The organism is Streptomyces inusitatus, from assembly GCF_014651115.1.
GTDB lineage: Bacteria > Actinomycetota > Actinomycetes > Streptomycetales > Streptomycetaceae > Streptomyces > Streptomyces amakusaensis.
Genome location: NZ_BMWG01000021.1, coordinates 1 through 23,996 on the forward strand (window position 1 = coordinate 1; position 23,996 = coordinate 23,996).

At 70.2% G+C, this 23,996-nt stretch carries 16 protein-coding genes; 11 read left to right on the forward strand and 5 right to left on the reverse strand.

Going from position 1 to position 23,996, the window contains the following annotated elements:
• Positions 1 to 434: 434 nt before the first annotated feature.
• Positions 435 to 1,376 carry a DUF7847 domain-containing protein gene (locus tag IE247_RS25720; RefSeq protein WP_190125665.1) on the reverse strand — a complete coding sequence of 314 codons (942 nt, stop codon included), beginning with the start codon at positions 1,374 to 1,376 and terminating at the stop codon, positions 435 to 437.
• A gap of 575 nt (positions 1,377 to 1,951) precedes the next feature.
• On the opposite strand from IE247_RS25720, the gene mtnA reads away from it, so the two are divergent.
• The 7 genes from mtnA (at position 1,952) to IE247_RS25755 (ending at position 10,479) form a co-directional block, all read left to right on the forward strand.
• Positions 1,952 to 3,073, forward strand: coding sequence for an S-methyl-5-thioribose-1-phosphate isomerase (gene mtnA, locus IE247_RS25725; RefSeq protein ID WP_190125666.1), 1,122 nt, complete (start codon positions 1,952 to 1,954; stop codon positions 3,071 to 3,073).
• Positions 3,074 to 3,077: 4 nt separating this feature from the next.
• Positions 3,078 to 3,767 (forward strand): two-component system response regulator MtrA, encoded by a 690-nt coding sequence (mtrA, locus tag IE247_RS25730; protein WP_187438793.1) that lies wholly within the window; start codon positions 3,078 to 3,080, stop codon positions 3,765 to 3,767.
• A gap of 1 nt (position 3,768) precedes the next feature.
• Entirely contained in the window at positions 3,769 to 5,778 is a 2,010-nt protein-coding gene (gene mtrB, locus IE247_RS25735) for an MtrAB system histidine kinase MtrB (RefSeq protein ID WP_190125667.1), read from the forward strand.
• Positions 5,768 to 7,618 (forward strand): LpqB family beta-propeller domain-containing protein, encoded by a 1,851-nt coding sequence (locus IE247_RS25740; RefSeq protein ID WP_373305606.1) that lies wholly within the window; start codon positions 5,768 to 5,770, stop codon positions 7,616 to 7,618. Before mtrB ends, IE247_RS25740 begins: the two co-directional genes overlap by 11 nt.
• 113 nt (positions 7,619 to 7,731) lie before the next feature.
• Complete coding sequence (locus IE247_RS25745; RefSeq protein ID WP_190125668.1) at positions 7,732 to 8,463, forward strand: ComF family protein; 732 nt, start codon at positions 7,732 to 7,734, stop codon at positions 8,461 to 8,463.
• A gap of 350 nt (positions 8,464 to 8,813) precedes the next feature.
• Complete coding sequence (gene hpf, locus IE247_RS25750; RefSeq protein ID WP_190125669.1) at positions 8,814 to 9,503, forward strand: ribosome hibernation-promoting factor, HPF/YfiA family; 690 nt, start codon at positions 8,814 to 8,816, stop codon at positions 9,501 to 9,503.
• 220 nt (positions 9,504 to 9,723) lie between these two features.
• A complete protein-coding gene (locus IE247_RS25755) occupies positions 9,724 to 10,479 on the forward strand; it encodes a response regulator (RefSeq protein WP_190125670.1) in 756 nt (251 codons plus the stop codon).
• A gap of 63 nt (positions 10,480 to 10,542) precedes the next feature.
• Here IE247_RS25755 and IE247_RS25760 read toward each other — a convergent pair whose 3' ends face one another.
• Entirely contained in the window at positions 10,543 to 11,706 is a 1,164-nt protein-coding gene (locus IE247_RS25760) for a winged helix-turn-helix domain-containing protein (RefSeq protein WP_190125671.1), read from the reverse strand.
• Between the two features lie 67 nt (positions 11,707 to 11,773).
• Positions 11,774 to 12,382 (reverse strand): GNAT family N-acetyltransferase, encoded by a 609-nt coding sequence (locus IE247_RS25765; protein ID WP_190125672.1) that lies wholly within the window; start codon positions 12,380 to 12,382, stop codon positions 11,774 to 11,776.
• 237 nt (positions 12,383 to 12,619) lie between these two features.
• Between IE247_RS25765 and secA the strand changes: the two genes are divergently transcribed.
• Positions 12,620 to 15,433: a preprotein translocase subunit SecA gene (secA, locus tag IE247_RS25770; RefSeq protein WP_190125673.1), complete on the forward strand. Its 2,814-nt coding sequence runs from the start codon at positions 12,620 to 12,622 to the stop codon at positions 15,431 to 15,433.
• Between the two features lie 119 nt (positions 15,434 to 15,552).
• Here secA and IE247_RS25775 read toward each other — a convergent pair whose 3' ends face one another.
• Positions 15,553 to 15,969 carry an Rv3235 family protein gene (locus tag IE247_RS25775; protein WP_190125674.1) on the reverse strand — a complete coding sequence of 139 codons (417 nt, stop codon included), beginning with the start codon at positions 15,967 to 15,969 and terminating at the stop codon, positions 15,553 to 15,555.
• 291 nt (positions 15,970 to 16,260) lie between these two features.
• On the opposite strand from IE247_RS25775, the gene IE247_RS25780 reads away from it, so the two are divergent.
• Together IE247_RS25780 and IE247_RS25785 are read left to right on the forward strand one after the other, a co-directional pair.
• Positions 16,261 to 16,764 carry a DUF6912 family protein gene (locus IE247_RS25780; RefSeq protein WP_190125675.1) on the forward strand — a complete coding sequence of 168 codons (504 nt, stop codon included), beginning with the start codon at positions 16,261 to 16,263 and terminating at the stop codon, positions 16,762 to 16,764.
• Positions 16,765 to 16,838: 74 nt separating this feature from the next.
• Positions 16,839 to 17,525 carry an HAD family hydrolase gene (locus IE247_RS25785; RefSeq protein ID WP_190125676.1) on the forward strand — a complete coding sequence of 229 codons (687 nt, stop codon included), beginning with the start codon at positions 16,839 to 16,841 and terminating at the stop codon, positions 17,523 to 17,525.
• 181 nt (positions 17,526 to 17,706) lie between these two features.
• Here IE247_RS25785 and IE247_RS25790 read toward each other — a convergent pair whose 3' ends face one another.
• The gene (locus IE247_RS25790) at positions 17,707 to 18,264 is read right to left on the reverse strand and encodes a DJ-1/PfpI family protein (protein ID WP_190125677.1); all 558 of its coding nucleotides are present in this window, start codon (positions 18,262 to 18,264) and stop codon (positions 17,707 to 17,709) included.
• Between the two features lie 542 nt (positions 18,265 to 18,806).
• On the opposite strand from IE247_RS25790, the gene IE247_RS25795 reads away from it, so the two are divergent.
• Entirely contained in the window at positions 18,807 to 23,813 is a 5,007-nt protein-coding gene (locus tag IE247_RS25795) for an NAD-glutamate dehydrogenase (RefSeq protein ID WP_190125678.1), read from the forward strand.
• Positions 23,814 to 23,996 lie beyond the last annotated feature (183 nt).

The following is a 23,996-nucleotide window of genomic DNA, read 5'->3' on the forward strand; positions in this document are numbered from 1 at the left end:
TGGTACTGCAGGGGGGACCCTGTGGGAGAGTAGGACGCCGCCGAACAATTTTTAGCCTCAGTCCCCGGACACATTGTGTCCGGGGACTGAGGCATTTTTGCGTTCAGGATCTTTTCTCCTTCCCGACTCATTCTTCCGACTACCTGGATACGGACCCCGGATACGGCCTGCCTAAGCCGGGGCACAGCCCCGTTGTGGTTCCCGTCGTGGTCCCCATGCAGGCGCGTACATACGTATGGATGGGCAGAGACGGACAGCGGCTGTTGCACGGCGGCGGCGGCCACCGCACTCCTCTCCCGCGTGCACAGACCTACACCTGCACCTGTACGTGGGTGGCAGGTGGAGGGGCCTGAGGAGGTAACACGAAGGCCCGGTCACCGGGCCGCTGTCGCGGATCGGTGACCGGGCCTTGGTAACCCTGGTGGTGAGGCCGGTCAGTTGGCCGGGGCGCCGGAGGGGGGCTCGGTGCCGTAGCCGGGGAGGCCGGCGGCGCGGGCGAGTTCGAGGTCGAGTGCCTCGCGCCGGATGCGCTGATCGATGTAGAGGAGAACGGTCACGCCCGCGGAGACGGGGGAGGTGATGGCGGCGGCGATGACCCCGCCGATACCCGTGATGGTCAGGAACTGCCAGCCGAAATCGGGGTTGCGACCGGCCATGAGGTCGCCGATGCCGCTGCCGTCCGCGATGAACCCGATCACCGTGAACGGTACGGCGACGACCAGTGTGACAAGGAGCGTGATGACCAGGGTCAGCAGGATGATGCCGAAGATCCGCCACCAGGCGTTCTGAACGAGCTTGGACGAGCGGCGCAGTGAGGCGATGACGCCCTGACGCTCCAGCATCAGAGCGGGCGACGCGAGGACGAACCGGATGTACAGCCAGATGACGACGGCTATGGCCGCGATCGTTCCGAAAGCGATGAGAGTCCGGCCGACCGTGCCGCCCACCAGCATGCCGGGCAGCAGACCGACCACGGTGACGGCCAGGGCGATGGCCGGCATCAGCGCGATGAGCCCCAGCAGTTGGGGCAGTCTCGGCCGGGCCTCGCGCCAGGCCTCCGCGAGGGTGACCGGACGGCCCAGCACCGAGCGGCTCATGACGATGGTCAGCAGCGCCGTGGTGAACAGCGTCACGACCATGGTGATGATCATTGTCGGCACCAGCCCCAGAAGGCTGGCCTGGAGGTATTCGACGCTCTGGCGCAGAGCTTCGGCGGAACCCGGCTTGGCGTCGACCCGTACCGGATCAGGCGTCAGATAAAGGTTCGTCAGAGTGTTGGCGAGCTGGGCGATCACGGAGATGGTGACCGTGATGGTGAGCATGGTGCGCCAGTGGCGGCGCAGTGTGGAGACCGCGCCCTCGAAGATCTCGCCCATGCCGAGCGGGCGCAGCGGGATGACTCCCGGCTTGGCGGCCGGGGGATGCTGCCAGCTGTTGTACGGCCGGGCGCCGCCGGCCCCCGCCCCGAGGGGTGGGGGGGGGGGGGGGGCGGTCGGGGGCGGCCTCCGGCCTGGGGGCCGGGGGGTGGTGCCCAGCTGTGGTCGGGCCGCCCGCCCCCCCCCCAGCCGGGGTTGGGCTGTGGGGGCGGCGGTCCGTACCGGCCGCCCTGGTCGGACGGCGGGGACCACTGGCTCGGCGGCGGTTGGTTGCTGGACCACTTCGTGGAGGGGCCGGTCGCGTCGGAGGGCTCGGCGGGCCGTGGCACGTCCGCGTTCTGGCCTTCGGAGTGAGCGGATCCGGGCGAAGCCCAGCCCGGAGTGTCGTTCACAGTCGTCCACCTCATGGATTGGTTGGGGAGTCGGTTCGGCGAACCGACGAGTGCGCGGGGCCCGTCCGTGTGTCAGTTCGGCAGGCCGGCAGCCCATCGTGCCACGCGGGGCCCACCGGTGGGCGGGCCCCCGTATCTCGTTCGTGCCTTCATTGTGGGTGGCTCAGCGGGCAGACTGAGTGGATGGCTGATCAGTACGCGCACGACGAGGCACGTGACGAGCCGTTCAGGACACCGGTGATCCGCTGGGAGGAGTCTCCCGGCGGGCCGGTGCTGACCTTGCTCGACCAGACGCGGCTGCCCGCCGAGGAGGTCCGGCTGGTCTGTGCGGATGTGCCCGCGCTGGTGCGGGCGATTCAGACGCTGGCCGTGCGGGGTGCGCCGTTGCTGGGCATCGCGGGGGCCTATGGGGTCGCCCTCGCCGCAGCGAGGGGACGGGATGCGGAGGAGGCGGCGACGCTGCTGGAGCGTTCGCGTCCCACGGCGGTGAATTTGGCGTACGGGGTGCGGCTGGCGGCCGATGCCTGGCGGGCGTCGGCGGGTGAGGGGGCCGAGCGGGCCGCCGGGGCGGCGCTGGCGGCCGCGCGGGAGCTGCACCGGAGGGACGCCGAGGCCAGCTCGGCGATGGCCGGGCACGGGCTCGCTCTGCTCGATGAGCTGCTTCCGGGCGGCGGCGGTCACCGGATCCTCACTCACTGCAATACCGGGGCCCTGGTGTCGGGCGGCGAGGGGACGGCGTTCGCGGTGGCGCTCGCCGCGCACCGCGCGGGCAGGCTGCGCGGGCTGTGGGTGGACGAGACGAGGCCGCTGTTGCAGGGGGCCCGGCTGACCGCCTACGAGGCGGCTCGCAACGGGCTGCCGTACACCCTGCTCACCGACAACGCGGCGGGTTCGCTTTTCACGGCGGGGGAGGTGGACGCGGTGCTGATCGGGGCCGACCGGATCGCCGCCGACGGTTCTGTGGCGAACAAGGTGGGCAGCTACCCGCTGGCGGTGCTGGCCAAGTATCACCGGGTGCCGTTCGTCGTGGTCGCGCCCACGACGACGATCGACCCGGGTACGGCGGACGGGGCGTCGATCGTGGTGGAGCAGCGGCCCGGGCGTGAGGTGACGGAGCCGCCCGGGGCCCTGGGTGAGGGGCTCGTGGTCGCGCCGCCGGGGACTCGGGCGTACAACCCCGCCTTCGATGTCACACCACCGGAACTGGTGACCGCGATCGTGACCGAGGAGGGGGTGTTGTCCCCGGTCACAGGGGACGGAATAGCGGCTCTGTGTGCCAGGTCACGCCAGGTCACGATTAGCTAATGGGATGATGTCGATTATGAAGGGACGAGTCCTTGTCGTCGACGACGACACCGCACTGGCCGAGATGCTCGGGATTGTGCTGCGTGGTGAAGGTTTCGAGCCGTCGTTCGTAGCGGACGGTGACAAGGCACTTGCTGCTTTCCGTGAGGCCAAGCCGGATCTGGTGCTGCTGGATCTCATGCTGCCCGGACGGGACGGCATCGAGGTGTGCAGGCTGATCCGCGCCGAGTCCGGGGTGCCGATCGTGATGCTCACGGCCAAGAGCGACACCGTTGATGTGGTGGTCGGGCTGGAGTCCGGCGCCGACGACTACATCGTCAAGCCGTTCAAACCGAAGGAACTGGTCGCCCGTATCAGGGCGCGATTGAGGAGGTCCGAGGAGCCAGCGCCGGAGCAGCTGGCGATCGGGGATCTGGTCATTGACGTGGCTGGGCATTCGGTCAAGCGCGAGGGTCAGTCCATCGCGCTGACCCCGCTGGAGTTCGATCTGCTGGTGGCCCTGGCGCGCAAGCCGTGGCAGGTGTTCACCCGAGAGGTGCTTCTGGAGCAGGTCTGGGGGTACCGCCATGCCGCCGACACCCGGCTGGTGAATGTTCATGTGCAGCGGCTGCGGTCCAAGGTGGAGAAGGATCCGGAGCGTCCGGAGATCGTGGTGACCGTCCGTGGTGTCGGTTACAAGGCCGGGCCGAGCTGATATGCGCCAAGGCAGCGTTGCTCCGGAGCCCGGGGACCCGGGAGTCCGTGGGGAGCGGGCTGCCGGTCCGGGTCGTGGGCCGTCGCGTTTCGGTCGTCCGCCGGGTGGCGGACGGCCGGGCGGGTCCGGCGAGCCCGGACGTCTGATGGTCAGGTTCGCCATGCGCTGGTTCCGGCGTCCGCTGTTGCCGGCGATCCGGCTGTGGCGGCGGAACATCCAGCTCAGAATTGTGGTGACCACGCTGCTGATGTCGCTCGGCGTGGTGGTGCTGCTCGGTTTCGTCGTCATCGGGCAGGTGCGCAACGGTCTGCTTGAGGCGAAGGCGAAGGCCGCGCAGAGTCAGGCGGCCGGCGGGTTCTCGGTGGCCCGGGAGCGGGCCAATGAGCCGGTCGACCCTGGTGGGCAGGACGGCCGGGGCACGGAGGACGGACGGACCGCGTCCAGTTCCTGGCGCTCCGATCTGGTGGAACAGCTCGCCAGCGGTGGGCAGGGCGCGTTCAATGTGGTGGCGCTGAGCGCCGAGTCCGAGGGCTCGGGCGCGGGCGCCAACCGGGGTCCGCGGACCTCCGGCGGTGTCGACATCGCGTCCATTCCCGAGGCGCTGCGGACGTCCGTGGGCCAGGGGACCGGGACGTACGAGACGTACATCCAGATCATGTACAAGAACGACGAGCACGAGCCGGAGCCGGGCCTGGTGGTCGGCACCAGGCTCAATGACGCCGACGGTGAGCCGTACGAGCTGTACTACCTCTTCCCGCTGGCGCAGGAGGAGGAGTCGCTCAACCTGGTCAGGACAACGCTGGCCACGGCGGGGCTGTTCGTGGTCGTGCTGCTGGGCGCGATCGCCTGGCTGGTGGTGCGGCAGATCGTGACGCCGGTGCGGATGGCGGCCGGGATCGCGGAGCGGCTCTCGGCGGGGCGTCTCCAGGAGCGGATGAAGGTCACCGGCGAGGACGACATCGCCCGCCTGGGTGAGGCCTTCAACAAGATGGCCCAGAGCCTTCAGCTGAAGATTCAGCAGCTGGAGGAGTTGTCGCGGATGCAGCGGCGTTTCGTCTCGGACGTCTCGCACGAGCTGCGCACCCCGCTGACGACGGTCCGGATGGCCGCCGATGTCATTCATGAGGCCCGTAAGGACTTCGATCCGATCACCGCGCGCTCCGCCGAGCTGCTCGGGGATCAGCTCGACCGTTTTGAGTCGCTGCTCTCCGATCTGCTGGAGATCAGCCGCTTCGACGCGGGAGCCGCCGCGCTGGAGGCCGAGCCGATAGATCTGCGCGAGGTCGTACGCCGGGTGATCGGCGGCGCGGAGCCGCTGGCCGAGCGCAAGGGCAGCCGGGTGCGGGTCGTCGGTGACGAGCAGCCCGTGGTCGCGGAGGCCGATGCCCGCCGGGTCGAGCGTGTTCTGCGGAATCTGGTCGTCAACGCCGTCGAGCACGGTGAGGGACGGGATGTGGTGGTACGGATGGCGGTCGCGGGCGGTGCTGTCGCGGTGGCTGTGCGGGACTACGGGGTGGGTCTGAAGCCGGGCGAGGCGACGCGTGTGTTCAATCGCTTCTGGCGGGCCGACCCGGCTCGGGCGCGTACCACCGGTGGCACCGGGCTCGGGCTCTCGATCGCCGTCGAGGACGCCAGGCTGCACGGTGGCTGGCTCCAGGCGTGGGGTGAGCCCGGTGGCGGCTCGCAGTTCCGGCTGACGCTGCCGCGTACGGCGGACGAGCCGCTGCGGGGCTCGCCGATACCGCTGGAGCCCGAGGATTCGCGGCAGAACCGGGAGCGCGCCGCGGTCGGTGAGCCGAAGAGCAGCGGGCATCTGCTGACCTCCGTACCCGCTCAGCAGGCGTCGGCCAGGTCGACGCTGCCCGCGCCGCCGGCCGCGTGTCCGTCGGGTGTGGACCCGGCGGCGCTGCCGGGCAGTGGTGCCCGGGTGGTGGCGCGGGGGGCCGAGCGGCCGGACGGGCCCGTCGTACAGACATCGCCGGACCGGGAGGACAGGACTCGTGGGCGCTGATCTCCGTCGTAGTCGTCAGGGCCGCCGGGGCGGGCTGCGTCTCGGCGCGCTGCTCGGCGGCAGCGGGTTGTTGCTGGCGGGCTGCGCCTCGATGCCCACCAGTGGTGATGTGCGTGCGGTCAAGGCGTCTCCCCGCGCGGACTCGCAGGTGCGGGTGGAGGCGGTGCCTCCGCGGAAGGGGGCGACGCCCGACGAGGTGGTCACCGGTTTCCTTGAGGCGATGACCAGTGATGACGCCAATTTCGCGACGGCGCGTACCTATCTGACGCCGGAGATGTCGAAGAAGTGGCGGCCGGAGGCCGGTACGACGGTGCTGGCCGCCGCTCCGGATCCCGGGGTGCAGACGCCGGGCGGGCGGGACAATCCGGGCGTGGACTATCCGCTGCTCGGCCAGCAGATCGCTGCCGTCGACGCCGAGCACGCGTATCAGGCGATCTCGCCCACCGAGTACCGCAAGACCATTCATCTGTCCCAGCTGGGCGGTGCCGAGGGCAAGGAGTGGCGTATCGACAATCTGCCGCCCGGCCTGGTGCTCGGCGCCTCCGACTTCCAGCGCAACTACCGGGCGGTCAATAAGTACTACTTCGCCGACGGGCGTCCCACGGTCGTGGCCGATCCGATCTTCATACGGCAGCGTACGGATCCGGTCACCCGGATGGACCCGGTGACCCAGTCGGTCAAGGCGCTGCTGGACGGGCCGACTAGCTGGCTGGAACCGGTGGTCGAATCGCCCTTCCCGCCGGGTACGGCGCTGAAGAAGGGCGTCACCTCGCTGACGTTCGACGACCGCAACACCCTGAAGGTGCCGCTCAACGAGAAGGCGTCGGGCATGGAGCGGACCCAGTGCAACAGGATGGCGGCGCAGATCCTCTTCACCCTGAAGGATCTGTCGTCGGCCCGGGTCGACGAGGTGGAGTTGGAGCGTTCGAACGGCACCTCGCTGTGCGCGCTGCCCAGCGGCCAGGAGGAGGGGTACGCGCCGGACCATTCCTCGGCCAGGGCGGGCAATCAGTACTTCGTGGACGAGAAGGGCCAGCTGGCGGTGTTGCCGGACGACGCCGAGGACAAGCCGCAGCATGTGCTCGGGCCCTTCGGCGACGGCCGGCACCGGATGAGCCAGGTCGCGGTGGCCCGGGACGAGAGCACCGCCGCCGCGGTCTCCGAGGACCACCGGCAGCTGCATGTCTCCTCGATCAGCTCCGAGGGCGCGGTGCCCGCCATGGTGCTGCGGAGCCGGGGCGTGGCTCCGCAGGACCGTCTCTCCGCGCCCAGCTGGGACGGGCGCGGCGATCTGTGGATCGCCGACCGGGACCCGGCGCGTACGGCGCTCATGCGCTTCGAGGACGGCGCGGGCCCGGCCACGGAGGTCGGCTTCGCCCAGGGGCTCGGCGGTGCGCGGATCGAGTCGCTGAGGGTGTCGGCCGACGGCACCCGGATCGCGCTGCTCCTGACCGAGAAGGGCAGGACCACGCTCAAGATCGGACGGGTGGAGCGCGAGGGGCCCAAGGACGACCCGGTGGTGACCATCGCGGAGCTGCGGCCGGCCGCTCCCCAGATGGAGACGGTGACCGCGGTGTCGTGGGCGGGTCCCAGCCGGCTCGTGGTGGTCGGCAAGGAGTCGGGCGGTGTGCAGCAGGTGCGCTATATCCAGACCGACGGCTCCAGCTCGCCCGCCGCCGTGCTCCAGGGGCTCAACAGTGTCAAGGCGGTCGCCGCGTCCGACGACGAGAGCCTTCCGCTGGTGGCCCACTCCGGCGGTGACGGCATCGTGCGGCTGCCCGCCGGGGCGAACTGGCAGACGGTGGTCACCAAGGGATCCTCGCCCGTCTACCCTGGCTGACCGGTCGCTCGCGACGCCACCCCTGTGGAAAACCCCGGGTCCCGCTGATGGCGGGAGCCCGGGGTTTTCCACAGCGGTGGCGGGGGTCGCGGGCCCTTGGCACAGTGGTGGTCATGCGGGCGTGGTGGCGGGAGATCTCGGGCCTGGTGCTGCCGGTCGTGTGCGCGGGCTGCGGTGTTCCCCCGACACCGCTGTGCGCGGAGTGCGCGACCGAGTTGCACGGCTTCGCCGCGCGCCGGGTGACACCCGATCCCGAGCCCCCGGGGCTGCCGGGGGTTCACGCGGCGGCGCTGTACGAGGATGCGGTGCGGGCGGTCCTCCTGGCACACAAGGAGAGGGGTGCGCTGGGGCTGGCCCGGCCCCTGGGGACGGCGCTCGCCGGAGCCGTGCGGGCCGGCTCGGTCGGTACGCGGCTCTCCCGGCCCTTGCTGCTGGTGCCCGTGCCGTCGGCCCGGCGGGCGGTCCGGGCGCGGGGGCACGACGCGGCGCGCAGGATCGCCCGCGCCGCGGCGCGGGAGCTGCGGCGCGCGGGGACACCGGCCTGGGTGCTCCCGGTGCTGAGGCAGCGCCGGGAAGTCGTCGACCAGGCGGGCCTGACGGCCCGGGAGCGGGTGGAGAACCTCGCCGGGGCCCTGGAGGCCGTGGCGGGCGCCGGGCGGCTGCTGGCAGGCGGCAGGGCGGTCCTGGTGGACGATCTGATGACGACCGGCGCCTCACTGGCCGAGGCCGCCAGGGCGCTGCGGGCGGCCGGTGGAGGGAGAGTCCCCGGGCTCGCGCGGATGACCGCCGCGGTCGTCGCCGCACCCTCCTCGCTCCGTGAGATAAATCCGAACCGCGTGAAATAAATCGGAACCGACGGGGAAGGTGCAACGTTGCAGCAAGTAAGAGCAGGAAATGCTCTGAACGGAGGTAGATGCTGGTAGCGGGTGCCGATATCCGCCCGATCGAGCTATGTTCGGTTGTGAGGATCCACGAAAAGGATGCTGTACCTCACCGAATGCACTGCCGTGCTCACGGCCAGGGATTTTGAGGCTTTAAACCTCGAAAGTTGGTGGGGTGGGGATCTTGTCGGCTGGGGAGGAGGAGGTGAAAGTCGCCTAGTCCGAGACCTCGGCACATTCACCGGGGTCTGGTGCAAGAGGGAGACGCTCCGCAGCCTGAGGGCGGGCGGAGCAATCCGGGAACGGAGTTCTGCGTGGACATCGTCGTCAAGGGCCGCAAGACCGAGGTGCCCGAGCGGTTCCGCAAGCACGTGGCCGAGAAGCTGAAGCTGGACAAGATCCAGAAGCTCGACGCCAAGGTGATCAGCCTGGACGTTGAAGTGTCCAAAGAACACAACCCGCGGCAGGCCGACCGTTCCGACCGCGTGGAGATCACACTCCACTCCAGGGGCCCGGTGATCCGGGCGGAGGCCGCGGCCGGCGACCCGTACGCAGCGCTTGACCTCGCCACCGGCAAACTGGAGGCAAGGCTGCGCAAGCAGCACGACAAGCGCTACACCCGCCGTGGCAATGGCCGTCTCTCGGCGGCCGAGGTGCCCGATGTGGTGCCCGGAATCGCGGAGTTGGACGCCAACGGCCGTACCGCTTCGGAAGAACGGGCCGAGACCATTCCGACCACCAGGATCGGACCGCTCGAAGTACAGGGCGAAGGTCCGCTGGTGGTCCGGGAGAAAGTCCATGCCGCCGCCGCTATGACGCTCGACCAGGCGCTCTATGAAATGGAGCTGGTCGGGCACGACTTCTACCTCTTCGTCGATTCCGAGACGAAGCGGCCCAGTGTCGTCTACCGGCGACACGCCTACGACTACGGCGTCATCCATTTGGAGACCGACCCCCTGGCCGGCTCCGAGGCGGCCGGTGCCGGAGGAGCACTCGGCGGCTGATCCCGCCGACCTCCCCCCCCCCCGCAGGCGGAAGCGGAGTTGAGACGGTGCCCCCGACGCGCCCTGTGCGCCCTCGGGGGCACCACCGTGCGACCCGCGGAGGCACCGACGCGCCCTCCGGGCATGAAAGCATGGAAGCTCAAGGCCAACCCGTGCTCCACGCGCAGGCGTTGGCAACCTGATATGCCTTTTCAGGTCACTGCCTTCAGGGGGAGGAACGATGGCTGACAGCTTCGGGCCGGTGCACCACCACACGGCCGACGCCGCACACCCGGTCGCCGGCGCCGGCACGGCGACCACGGGCGGCTCCCGTGCCGAGCCCATCCGGGTCCTGGTGGTGGACGACCACGCGCTCTTCCGGCGCGGGCTGGAGATCGTGCTGGCCCAGGAGGAGGACATCCAGGTCGTCGGCGAGGCGGGCGACGGGGCGGAGGCGGTGGACAAGGCCGCCGACCTGCTCCCGGACATCGTGCTGATGGATGTGCGGATGCCTCGGCGCGGCGGTATCGAGGCCTGCACCTCCATCAAGGAGGTGGCCCCCAGCGCGAAGATCATCATGCTGACGATCAGCGACGAGGAGGCGGACCTCTACGACGCGATCAAGGCGGGCGCCACCGGTTATCTCCTCAAGGAGATCTCCACCGACGAGGTGGCCACGGCGATTCGCGCGGTCGCCGACGGGCAGTCCCAGATCAGCCCCTCCATGGCCTCCAAGCTCCTCACCGAATTCAAGTCGATGATCCAGCGCACCGACGAGCGCAGACTCGTGCCCGCGCCCAGGCTCACCGACCGGGAGCTGGAGGTGCTCAAACTGGTGGCCACCGGAATGAACAACCGGGACATCGCCAAAGAGCTGTTCATCTCCGAGAACACGGTGAAGAACCACGTCCGCAACATCCTGGAGAAGCTTCAGCTCCACTCCAGGATGGAGGCCGTGGTCTACGCGATGCGGGAGAAGATCCTGGAGATCCGGTAGCGGCTCCGCCGCCCCGCACGGCCCGCCGGGCGGCCGGGCGGGGGCCGCCCGCCCGGCGCGCGCTCAGCCGAGAGCCGCGACCAGGGGCCCGGCCAGCTCGGGCCGGTCGACGCGCTCCACCCGGACCAGGTCGCAGCCCACCCACTCGGCGGCCTCCCGCAGCGCCCTGGCCATCGGCTCCACCGCCTTCGCGGTGTCCAGCGACACCTGCCTGGCCACCAGCGTCCTCCCCTCGCGCGCCGGGTCGACCCGGCCCAGCAGCCGGCCGCCCGACAGCAGCGGCATGGCGAAGTACCCGTGCACCCGCTTGGGCTTGGGGACATACGCCTCCAGCCGGTGGGTGAAGCCGAAGATCCGCTCGGTGCGCGCCCGCTCCCAGATCAGCGAGTCGAAGGGGGAGAGCAGCGTCGTGCGGTGGCGGCCCTTCGGGGCGGTCGCCAGCGCCGCCGGGTCCGCCCAGGCCGGTTTGGCCCAGCCCTCGACCGCCACCGGCACCAGACCCGAGTCGGCGACCACCGCGTCGAACTGCTCGCCCTTGAGCCGGTGATAGTCGGCGATGTCGGCCCGGGTGCCCACCCCCAGCGACTGGCCGGCCTGCCGGACCAGCCGGCGCAGACACTCCGCGTCGGTCGGCTCCTCCTCGCGCAGCGCGGCCGGGATCGCCCGCTCGGCCAGGTCGTAGACGCGCTTCCAGCCGCGCCGCTCCGTGCACACCACCTCGCCCACCATCAGCGCCCGCTCGACGGCGATCTTTGAGGCGGACCAGTCCCACCACTCGCCGCCGTTCTTCGCGCCGCCCAGCTCGGTCGCCGTCAGCGGGCCCTCGGCGCGCAGCTGCTTGATGACCGTCTCGTACGCGTCGTCCGGGAGGTCGTGGTGCCACTGAGGGCGGTCGCGGTAGGCGCGGCGGCGGAAGGCGAAGTGCGGCCACTCCTCGACCGGCAGGACGCACGCGGCGTGCGACCAGTACTCAAAGGCGTGGCCCTCGGTCCAGTAGGCGTCCTCGACGGCTCCGCGGCCGACCGCGCCGAGGCGGGCGTACGGGATCAGCTCGTGCGAACGGGCCAGCACCGAGATGGTGTCCAGCTGCACCGCTCCCAGATGCCGCAGCACACCGCGGACCCCGCCCCGCCGGTCGGGCGCGCCCAGGAATCCCTGGGCGCGCAGTGCCACCCGGCGGGCCTCGTCGGCGGAGAGTTCGGCGGCGGGAGGAGGCAGCGTCGTCATGATCCGCACGATAGACGGCGGCACTGACAGTGCGCCGCCCTTCCCTCCGGTTCCGGGCCGCCCGCGCTCACCGGCGGGCCGGGCCGTCCGGGAGGCCGGCCCCGTCGCGGGCCGGGAGATACGCGTACGGGGAGGGCAGTCCCAGATCGGAGGGGAGCAGCGAGCCGACCCAGGTGTCGCGGAGGGTGTCCTTGTTGAGCAGGCCCGCGCGCAGTGTCCCCTCGACGGTGAATCCCGCCTTCTCCGCCACGGCGCGCGAGCCGGTGTTCCCGACCTCGGCCCGCCATTCCAGCCGGGTCGCGCCGAGCCGGGTGAGGGTCCAGTGCGCGACCGCTCCCACGGCCTCCGTCATGATCCCGCGGCCCCGGTGTCCGGGGGCCGTCCAGTAGCCGATCTCCCAGGTGCCGGAGTGGGTGCGCAGGGTGACCGCGACCGAGGCCAGCAGCTCGCCGTCGGCGCGGTCCACGGCCGCGAAGGTGCACATCGTCGAGGTCTCCCAGCCGTCCGGGACCATCCGCTCGGTGTACTCGGCGGCGTGCTGTCGCTCGTACGGGGAAGGAACGGTGGTCCAGCGCTGGATGGCCGGGTCCTGACACGCCTGGAGGACCGCTTCGGTGTCGTCGGCGGTGAAGGTGCGCAGGCGGAGGCGCTCGGTGGTGAGCGTGACGGGTTCCATGAACGGAGTCTGCTGGGGCCCCGGGGCCCGCGCGAGCACTTTTCCCGCCGGGGCGGCACCTTCCGCCCGTCCCGGGCGTTCTCAGAACGGGTGACAGAAGGCCCGGCCGACCACGGACCTCCCGACCCGGCGGGGTCCTCGCTTACGATGGCCGTTGCGGTGGGGCCCGCCTGCCGTGCCCGCGCCAGTGTCCACCACGACTCAGCCAGGCCCGATTCGGCAAGGAGACCAGCCTCAGTGTCCGTCTTCAACAAGCTCATGCGTGCAGGCGAAGGCAAGATCCTGCGCAAACTGCACCGCATCGCGGACCAGGTCAACTCCATCGAAGAGGATTTCATCAGCCTCTCCGACGCCGAGTTGCGGGCGCTCACGGAAGAGTACAAGGAGCGTTTCGCCGCCGGCGAAAGCCTTGACGATCTTCTTCCGGAGGCGTTCGCCACCGTCCGCGAAGGCGCCAAGCGCGCCCTCGGCCAGCGTCACTACGACGTACAGCTGATGGGCGGCGCGGCGCTGCACCTCGGCTATGTCGCCGAGATGAAGACCGGTGAGGGCAAGACCCTCGTCGGCACGCTTCCGACGTATCTCAACGCGCTCTCCGGCAAGGGCGTCCATCTGATCACGGTCAATGACTATCTGGCCGAGCGCGACTCCGAGATGATGGGCCGGGTCCACAAGTTCCTGGGTCTGTCCGTCGGCTGCATCCTGGCGAACATGACGCCCGCGCAGCGCCGCGAGCAGTACGCCTGTGACATCACGTACGGCACGAACAACGAGTTCGGCTTCGACTATCTGCGCGACAACATGGCGTGGTCCCAGGACGAGCTCGTCCAGCGCGGCCACAACTTCGCCGTGGTCGACGAGGTCGACTCGATCCTCGTCGACGAGGCCCGTACGCCGCTGATCATCTCCGGTCCGGCCGACCAGGCGACCAAGTGGTACGGCGACTTCGCCAAGCTGGTGAAGCGGCTGACCAAGGGCGAGGCCGGGAATCACCTCAAGGGCATCGAGGAGACCGGCGACTACGAGGTCGACGAGAAGAAGCGGACCGTGGGCATCCATGAGTCCGGCGTCGCGAAGGTCGAGGACTGGCTCGGCATCGACAACCTGTACGAGTCGGTGAACACCCCGCTCGTGGGTTACCTCAACAACGCCATCAAGGCGAAGGAACTCTTCAAGAACGACAAGGACTACGTCGTCATCGACGGCGAAGTCATGATCGTCGACGAGCACACCGGCCGTATCCTCGCCGGCCGCCGCTACAACGAGGGCATGCACCAGGCGATCGAGGCGAAGGAAGGGGTGGACATCAAGGACGAGAACCAGACCCTCGCCACGATCACCCTCCAGAACTTCTTCCTCCTCTACAACAAGCTGTCCGGGATGACCGGTACGGCGATGACCGAGGCCGCCGAGTTCCACCAGATCTACAAGCTCGGCGTCGTCCCCATCCCGACCAACCGGCCGATGGTCCGCAAGGACCAGTCGGACCTGATCTACCGGACCGAGGTCGCGAAGTTCGCGGCCGTCGTGGACGACATCGCGGAGAAGCACGAGAAGGGTCAGCCGATCCTCGTCGGCACGACCTCCGTCGAGAAGTCCGAGTACCTCTCGCAGCAGCTCAACAAGCGCGGCGTCCAGCACGAGGTGCTCAACGCCAAGCAGCACGACCGTGAGGCGATCATCGTCGCCCAGGCCGGCCGCAAGGGCGCGGTCACGGTCGCCACCAACATGGCCGGCCGAGGCACCGACATCAAGCTCGGCGGAAACCCGGACGACCTCGCCGAGGCGGAGCTGCGCCAGCGCGGCCTGGACCCGGTGGAGAACGTCGAGGAGTGGGCCGCCGCCCTGCCCGCCGCGCTGGAGCGGGCCGAGGGTGCCGTCAAGGCGGAGTTCGAAGAGGTCAAGGACCTCGGCGGGCTCTATGTGCTGGGCACCGAGCGGCACGAGTCGCGCCGTATCGACAACCAGCTGCGCGGCCGTTCCGGCCGTCAGGGCGACCCGGGCGAGTCCCGGTTCTATCTCTCGCTCGGCGACGATCTGATGCGCCTCTTCAAGGCCCAGATGGTCGAGCGCGTGATGGCCATGGCGAACGTCCCCGACGACGTCCCGATCGAGAACAAGATGGTGACGCGCGCGATCGCGTCCGCCCAGTCCCAGGTCGAGCAGCAGAACTTCGAGACGCGTAAGAACGTCCTGAAGTACGACGACGTCCTCAACCGGCAGCGCAAGGTCATCTACGGCGAGCGCCGCCGGGTTCTGGAGGGCGAGGACCTCCAGGAGCAGATCAGCCACTTCATGGACGACACCATCGACGCCTACATCCAGGCGGAGACGGTCGAGGGCTTCGCCGAGGAATGGGACATGGACCGCCTGTGGGGCGCGTTCAAGCAGCTCTACCCGGTGAAGGCCGACATCGAGGACCTTGAGGAGGCGGCGGGCGACCGGGCCGGCATCACGGCCGAGTTCATCGCCCAGTCCATCAAGGACGACATCCACGAGCAGTACGAGGAGCGCGAGAAGCAGCTCGGCTCGGACATCATGCGCGAGCTGGAGCGGCGTGTGGTGCTCTCCGTCCTCGACCGCAAGTGGCGTGAGCACCTCTACGAGATGGACTATCTCCAGGAGGGCATCGGCCTGCGCGCCATGGCGCAGAAGGACCCGCTGGTGGAGTACCAGCGCGAGGGCTTCGACATGTTCACCGCCATGATGGACGGCATCAAGGAGGAGTCCGTCGGCTATCTGTTCAACCTGGAGGTCCAGGTCGAGCAGCAGGTCGAGGAGGTTCCGGTGGCGGATTCCGCGCAGCGCACCTCGCTGGACAAGAAGGACGCGGTGCCCGCGGCGCGTCCGGAGATCCGGGCCAAGGGCCTGGAGGCTCCCCAGCGTCCGGACCGGCTGCACTTCTCCGCTCCCACCGTGGACGGCGAGGGCGGTGTGATCGAGGGCGACTTCGACGCCGACGGTCAGCCCGCCCGCTCGGAGGCCGACGGTCTGACCCGCGCCGAGCGCCGCAAGGCGCAGAAGACCACGGGTCGCCGCCGCAAGAAGTAGCGCTCTCCCGCCCGGCGGGAGGGACGGGGTGCTGAGCACCCGGCAGCGGGCCGGACGCCGATCATGGCGTCCGGCCCGCTGTCTTGTCCTCCCAGGGCCGTGGGGCCGCGGGCGGCCCCTCAGCGGGCGGCGGTGACGCGTTCGCCGCCCAGCTCCACGGCGGAGCAGCGCCAGCGCTGGTCCCGGCCCTGTTCGAGGCGGAAGGCCATCGCGCTGACGCGGTCTCCCGAGCCGATACGGGCGAACGCCTCGATGACACCCGGCCCGGGGTGGTACTCGCCGCAGTGCCGGACGACCGGGGTCGCCCGGTCCGCCGGGAGCAGGGGCGCTCCCGGGGCGAGGCGCACCAGCTGCTCGTACGCGTCGCCGATGGTGTGGCCGAGCATCCAGTGCACCGGGCGCTGGCCGCTGAGCACGGCGAGGAGCCGGTCGGCGAACCAGTAGTGCGGGCGCTGCCGCCGGGCCCGGGCCATCGCCGAGGCCGTGACCCCGGGCCGCCGCTGGTCGTGCCGGCCCGCGGGCCTTGTCCTGTTCATGCGTGTCCCCCCTGTGCACCGGACCCGACCCGGATGAATACCGGTCGGTAACTTGTTGGGTGACCTTCTACGGGGTCAACCGCGCCGCCGCAATGGGCGCGCGGCCCCGGGCAGGCCCGCCGGAAATTCACCCGTCCGAGTGCGCAACCATCGCTCCGTCCCTGGTCGGGGCGGGGAGCGAGAGCGCCCGACGGCGGCCGGGACGGCTGTGCGAGGGGCGATGGCGGCAGCCCGAAAGAGTTACCCCGCACGTATCCTGAGGGCGTCTTCCGACTACGAAAGCGGCCAGCCATGCGTGTGTACGTCCCCCTGACCCTCTCCGGTCTCGCAGAGGCGCACATGAAGGGCGAACTGGGCCCCGGCCCGGTGACCGCGTACGGCGTCACCCCCGGGCTGCGCGAGTGGTACGCCTCCGACGACATCGAGGAGCTGGAGTACGCGGCGCTCGGCCGGGCCGCCGCCGCCTCGCTGCGCCTGATCGCGGGCGTGCCCGGCGGGGCCGCGCGGCGGGTCGTCGTGGCCGTGGACGTACGGGACCAGGACGTGAGCGCCGCCCCCGACCGGGACCCGGAGCCCGGCGAGGTGCGGATCGCCGCCGCCGTGCCGCTGGCCAAGGCCGCCGCGGTCCATGTGGACGCGGACGGCGCGGTCGGCGAGGTGACCGCCGCGGCCCGGGCGCTGGAGGCCGCAGACCGGGGCGACGACGACGCCCGGTCCACCGTGGACGGCGCTGAGGACCACGAGCTGCTCTGGTACGGCGTCCAGGAGATCCCGAACCTCGTCGGCCGGGCCTGAGCCGAGCCGCCCGCCGCCCCGGCGGGCGATAAAGAACGGGCCCATTGTCAGACCGGGCGGGTACGGTTTTGTGCATGGGGAATCACAGCGGGGCCCCGGGGAGCCCCGGGACACATCTGGTCTGGGACTGGAACGGCACGCTGCTCGACGACGCGGCGGCCATCGTCTCCGCGACCAACGCGGCGTTCGCGGAGATCGGCCTCGGGCCGATCACGCTGGAGCGCTACCGGGAGCTGTACCGCATCCCGATACCGCGGTTCTACGAGAGCGTGCTCGGCCGCCCGCCGACGGCCGCCGAGTGGGAGATCACCGATGTGGTCTTCCACCGCCACTACAGCGAGCGACGGGTGGGCTGCGGGCTGACGGACGGCGCCGAGCGGCTGCTGAAGGAGTGGCGGCTCGCCGGACACAGCCAGTCACTGCTGAGCATGTACGGGCACGACGAGCTGGTCCCGGTCGTGCGGGGCTATGGCATCGAGAGCCACTTCATACGGGTCGAGGGCCGGACCGGGCCCTCCGGAGGCTCCAAGGCACCGCATATGCGACGGCATCTGGAGGCGCTGGCGGAGACCGTCTCCCCGGAGCGCACGGTGGTCATCGGCGACGCGGTGGACGACGCGGTGGCGGCGGCCCACGTGGGCGCGCGGGCGGTGCTCTTCACCGGCGGCTCGCACAGCCGCGCCAGCCTGGAGGCGGCCGGGGTGCCCGTGGTGGACACCCTGGAACACGCGGTGGAGGAAGCGATACGCCTGGTGGCCTGAGCTCCGCCACCCTGAGCCCCGGCCACCCTGAGACCTGCGCCCTGAGCTCCGGCCACCACGAGCCGCCCGAGCCGCCCCGGCCGCCGGAGGTCGGGCCGGGTCAGCGGAGGTCGGCGGAGACCGGCCCGCGAAGGCCGGGACCCGCCGTACGCCCCTGCCCGCGGCCCGCCCCGCTCCCGGCTCAGCCCTTGGCGCGCAGCACCTTCAGGAATTCCCGCATCCACGCCGGGTGGTCCGGCCAGGCGCGGGAGGAGACCAGGGTGCCGTCCACCACCGCCTCCGAGTCCTGGAAGCTCGCACCGGCCGCCTGCATGTCCAGCTCCAGCGCCGGATAGGCGGTGACCCTGCGGCCCGCCAGGCCGCCCGTCGCCGCCGTCAGCAGCGGGCCGTGGCAGATCTGGGCCACCGGCTTGTCGGCGTCGAAGAACGCCTTGGTGATCTTGCGCAGCTCCGGGTCGTTGCGCAGATACTCCGGGGCCCGCCCACCCGGGACGACCAGCGCCGTGTACTGCCCGGGGTCGACCTCGGAGAAGGCCAGATCCGCCTCCCAGGTGTAACCCGGCTTCTCGGTGTAGGTGTCAAAACCCGGCTCGAAATCGTGCACCACGAACTGGAGTTTCTTACGCGCGGGAGCCGCGATGTGCACCTCGTACCCCTCCTCCAGCAGCCGCTGGTACGGGTAGAGGACTTCCAGGGACTCGGCCGCGTCGCCGGTGACGATCAAGATCTTCGGTGCCATGAGTGCTCCCACTTGTCGGACTGGACCGCTTCGGATGGCCGCAGTGTGCCGTGAGTCATCCCGAAGGGCCCATCGCACCCCTTATGAGGCATGTGAAACCGGACACACGAGGCCGCGGGGAAACGAGATCCGCGGCGGCGCGGAACCACCGCCACCACCCCTCTCCACCCCCGCCAACCTGCACCGCGAGGGACTGCCCGCCGAGAGGGTCTGTGTCGCTGTCCGAAGCGTCAAACTTCCCATCCCGCTTTTGTACACATAAGGCTCATGACGGTTCAGGGGGCTGGGGGGATAGCCTGGAGCAGTGATCAGCGCGATACGCCCTGGGGGCAGCGAAGCCCCCGGCCTGCGCCCGGAACGCCACAGCGCCCGGGCGATCGGTGATCCCTCTCCGCCGGCCCCGTCGTTCCTCTCTCCCGGACACGGCCCGGACAACTCTCATCGCGGCATGACGCCGACCAGGACCGGACACCCCGTGTCATGGCGTCGCGCCGCACCTTCCCCCTACGTCACGCAATGGCGCGCGACAGGAGTCAGAGGACATGCAGACCAAGCTGGACGAAGCCAAGGCCGAGCTGCTCGCACGGGCCGCCCGGGTAGCTGAGAACAGTCCTGGTGGGGGACGCCTCCCCGCCGGGTCCGAGCGTGGGCAGCGTCCGGACCGGGACACCCTGCTCGGCTACCTCCAGCGCTACTACCTGCACACGGCCCCCGAAGACCTCGCCGACCGAGACCCGGTCGACGTCTACGGGGCGGCGTTCTCCCACTACCGGTTGGCCGAGAATCGCCCCCAGGGCACGGCCAATGTGCGGGTCCACACCCCGACCGTCGAAGAGAACGGGTGGATGTGCAGCCACTCCGTGGTCGAGGTCGTCACCGACGACATGCCCTTCCTCGTCGACTCGGTCACCAATGAGCTCTCCCGGCAGGGCCGCGGCATCCATGTCGTGATCCACCCGCAGGTCACCGTCCGCCGCGATGTGACCGGCAAGCTCATCGAGGTCCTCCACACCGACAGGCACAGCCGGAGCGCCAAGGGCGCCAAGGCCCTCCCGCACGACGCCCTGGTCGAGTCCTGGATCCATGTCGAGATCGACCGCGAGACCGACCGCGCCGATCTCAAGCAGATCACCTCCGACCTGCTGCGCGTCCTGTCCGACGTGCGCGAGGCCGTCGAGGACTGGGAGAAGATGCGCGAGGCCGCGCTGCGCATCGCCGACGAGCTGCCGAAGGAGCCGGTCGCCGACGATCTCCTCGACCAGGACGTGGAGGAGGCCCGCGAGCTGCTGCGCTGGCTCGCCGCCGACCACTTCACCTTCCTCGGCTACCGGGAGTATCAGCTCACCGAGACCGACGCGCTGGCCGCCGTCCCCGGCACCGGCCTGGGCATCCTCCGCTCCGACCCGCACCACAGCGAGGACGAGGACCACCCCGTCAGCCCCTCCTTCAGCCGGCTGCCCGCCGACGCCCGCGCCAAGGCCCGCGAGCACAAGCTGCTCGTCCTCACCAAGGCCAACAGCCGGGCCACCGTGCACCGGCCCAGCTATCTCGACTACGTCGGGGTCAAGAAGTTCGACGCCGACGGCAATGTGGTCGGCGAGCGCCGCTTCCTCGGCCTCTTCTCCTCCGCCGCGTACACCGAGTCCGTCCGCCGGGTCCCGGTCGTACGGCGCAAGGTCGCCGAAGTCCTCGACGGCGCGGGCTTCTCGCCCAACAGCCACGACGGCCGCGACCTGCTCCAGATCCTGGAGACCTACCCGCGCGACGAGCTGTTCCAGACCCCCGTCGACCAGCTCCGCACCATCGTCACCAGCGTCCTCTACCTCCAGGAGCGCCGCAGGCTCCGGCTCTATCTGCGCCAGGACGAGTACGGCCGCTACTACTCCGCCCTCGTCTATCTGCCGCGCGACCGCTACACCACCGGGGTGCGGCTGCGGCTGATCGACATCCTCAAGGAGGAGCTGGGCGGCACCAGCGTCGACTTCACCGCGTGGAACACGGAATCGATTCTCTCCCGTATCCACTTCGTCGTCCGGGTCCCCCCGGGCACCGAGCTGCCGCACCTCACCGACGCCGACACCGAGCGGATCGAGGGCCGCCTCGTGGAGGCCGCCCGCTCCTGGGCCGACGGCTTCGCCGACGCCCTCACCGCCGAACTGGGCGAGGAGCACGCCGCCGAACTGCTGCGGCTCTACGGCAGCGCCTTCCCCGAGGGGTACAAGGCCGACCACTCGCCCCGCTCGGCCGTCGCCGACCTGGTCCACCTCGAAGCGCTCACCAGCTCCGGCCGCAACTTCGCACTCTCCCTCTACGAGCCGGTCGGCGCGGGCCCCGGCGAGCGCCGCTTCAAGATCTACCGCACCGGCGAGCAGGTCTCCCTCTCCGCCGTACTGCCGGTCCTCCAGCGCCTCGGCTGCGAGGTCGTCGACGAGCGCCCCTACGAGCTGCGCTGCTCGGACCGGTCCATCGCCTGGATCTACGACTTCGGTCTGCGGATGCCGCCCACCGCGGGCAACGGCGACTACCTCGGCGACGACGCCCGCGAGCGGTTCCAGGACGCCTTCGCCGCAGTCTGGACCGGCGAGGCCGAGAACGACGGCTTCAACTCCCTGGTGCTGGGCGCGGGCCTCACCTGGCGGCAGTCCATGGTGCTGCGCGCCTACGCCAAGTACCTGCGCCAGGCCGGCTCCACCTTCAGCCAGGACTACATGGAGGACACCCTCCGTACCAATGTCCACACCACCCGGCTGCTGATCTCCCTCTTCGAGGCCCGGATGTCCCCCGAGCGCCAGCGCGCGGGCACCGAGCTGACCGACGGCCTCCTCGAAGAACTCGACGGCGCGCTCGACCAGGTCGCCAGCCTGGACGAGGACCGCATCCTGCGCTCCTTCCTCACCGTCATCAAGGCCACCCTGCGGACGAACTTCTTCCAGAGCGCAGGCGATGGAAGCGACAAGAGGGGCCAAAGTGCGAGCGGCTCCGCGCAGCACCACAGCTATGTGTCGATGAAGTTCGACCCGCAGGCCATCCCCGACCTGCCCGCGCCCCGCCCGGCGTACGAGATCTGGGTCTACTCCCCGCGCGTCGAGGGTGTGCATCTGCGCTTCGGCAAGGTCGCGCGCGGCGGTCTGCGCTGGTCCGACCGGCGGGAGGACTTCCGTACGGAGATCCTCGGCCTGGTCAAGGCGCAGATGGTCAAGAACACCGTGATCGTGCCGGTCGGCGCGAAGGGCGGCTTCGTCGCCAAGCAGCTCCCGGACCCCTCCCTGGACCGGGACGCCTGGCTCGCCGAGGGCATCGCCAGCTACAAGACCTTCATCTCGGCCCTGCTCGACATCACCGACAACATGATCGCCGGAGAGGTCGTGCCGCCCTCCGGCGTCGTGCGCCACGACGGCGACGACACCTATCTCGTCGTCGCCGCCGACAAGGGCACCGCGTCCTTCTCCGACATCGCCAACGAGGTCGCGGTCGCCTACGACTTCTGGCTCGGCGACGCCTTCGCCTCCGGCGGCTCCGCCGGATACGACCACAAGGGCATGGGCATCACCGCCCGCGGCGCGTGGGAGTCCGTCAAACGGCACTTCCGCGAGCTGGGCCACGACACCCAGACCGAGGACTTCACCGTCGTCGGCGTCGGAGACATGTCCGGCGATGTGTTCGGCAACGGCATGCTGCTCAGCGAGCACATCAGGCTGGTCGCCGCCTTCGACCACCGCCACATCTTCATCGACCCCAGCCCGGACGCGGCCACCTCCTACGCCGAGCGCCGCCGCCTCTTCGAGCTGCCGCGCTCCAGCTGGGCCGATTACGACAAGTCGCTGCTGTCGGCGGGCGGCGGCATCCACCCCCGTACCGCCAAGTCCATCCCCGTCAACGCGCAGATCCGCAAGGCGCTGGGGATCGAGGCCGGTGTCTCCAAGCTGACGCCCGCCGAGCTGATGAAGGCGATCCTCCAGGCCCCCGTGGACCTGCTGTGGAACGGCGGCATCGGCACCTATGTCAAGGCGACCGCCGAGACCAGCGCCGATGTCGGCGACAAGGCCAACGACTCGATCCGGGTCAACGGCGACGAGCTGCGGGTCAAGGTCGTCGGCGAGGGCGGCAACCTCGGACTGACCCAGCTGGGCCGGATCGAGTTCAGCCGCACCGGCGGCCCCGAGGGCACCGGCGGCCGGATCAACACCGACGCCATCGACAACAGCGCCGGTGTCGACACCTCCGACCACGAGGTGAACATCAAGATCCTGCTCAACGGTCTGGTCACGGACGGCGATCTGACCGTCAAGCAGCGCAACCAGCTGCTGGCCAGGATGACCGACGAGGTCGGCGCGCTGGTCCTGCGCAACAACTACGCGCAGAACGTCGCCCTCGCCAACGCGGTCGCCCAGTCGCCCTCCCTCCTCCACGCCCACCAGCGCTTCATGCGCAGGCTCGGCCGGGACGGCGAGCTGGACAGGTCGCTGGAGTTCCTCCCCAACGACCGGCAGATCCGTGAGCTGCTCAACAACAACAAGGGAATGAGCCAGCCCGAGCTGGCCGTCCTCCTCGCCTACACCAAGATCACGGTGGCGGAGGAGCTGATCGGCACCAGCCTGCCGGACGACCCGTATCTGCGCCGGCTGCTCCACGCGTACTTCCCCAAGCCGCTGCGCGAGAAGTACGCCGAAGCCGTCGACGGCCATGCGCTGCGCCGCGAGATCATCACCACCGTGCTGGTCAACGACACGGTGAACACCGGCGGCTCCACCTTCCTGCACCGGCTCCGGGAGGAGACGGGCGCGTCGATCGAGGAGGTCGTGCGCGCGCAGACCGCCGCCCGCGAGATCTTCGGTCTCGGCGCGGTGTGGGACGCCGTGGAGGCCCTGGACAACAAGGTCGCGGCCGATGTCCAGACCCGGATCCGGCTGCACTCGCGCCGGCTCGTCGAGCGCGGCACGCGCTGGCTGCTGGGCAACCGGCCGCAGCCCTTGCAGCTCGCCGAGACGGTCGACTTCTTCGCCGCCCGGGTGGAGCAGGTCTGGGGCGAGCTGCCCAAGATGCTGCGCGGCGCGGACCTGGAGTGGTACCAGGGAATCCTGGACGAGCTGACCGGCGCGGGCGTCCCGGAGGGGCTGGCGCTCCGGGTGGCCGGCTTCTCCTCCGCCTTCCCGACGCTGGACATCGTCGCCATCGCCGACCGCACGAAGAAGGACCCGATGGCGGTCGCCGAGGTCTACTACGACCTCGCCGACCGGCTGCGGATCACCCAGCTCATGGACCGCATCATCGAGCTGCCGAGGGCCGACCGCTGGCAGTCGATGGCCCGCGCCTCCATCCGTGAGGATCTGTACGCGGCGCACGCGATGCTCACCGCGGACGTCCTCTCCGTCGGCGACGGAGCCTCCTCGCCCGAGGAGCGCTTCAAGACCTGGGAGGAGAAGAACGCCTCGATCCTGGGCCGCGCGCGGGCGACCCTGGAGGAGATCCAGGGCTCCGACACCTTCGACCTGGCGAATCTGTCCGTGGCGATGCGGACGATGCGCCAGCTACTGCGAACCCACAGCTAGCCGGTACGCCGGTACGAACGCACGCCTGGAGCGCCCGTCACCCTTCCGAGGGGGCGGGCGCTCCCGCGTACCCGGACCGACCGGTGACGGGTGACCCGGGCCGGTTTTCCCGTACCCGGCTGTAACGATCGGCCCCGCCGCACCACTTCTCCATGACAGACGGAACCCGGAGGGGACGGAGGT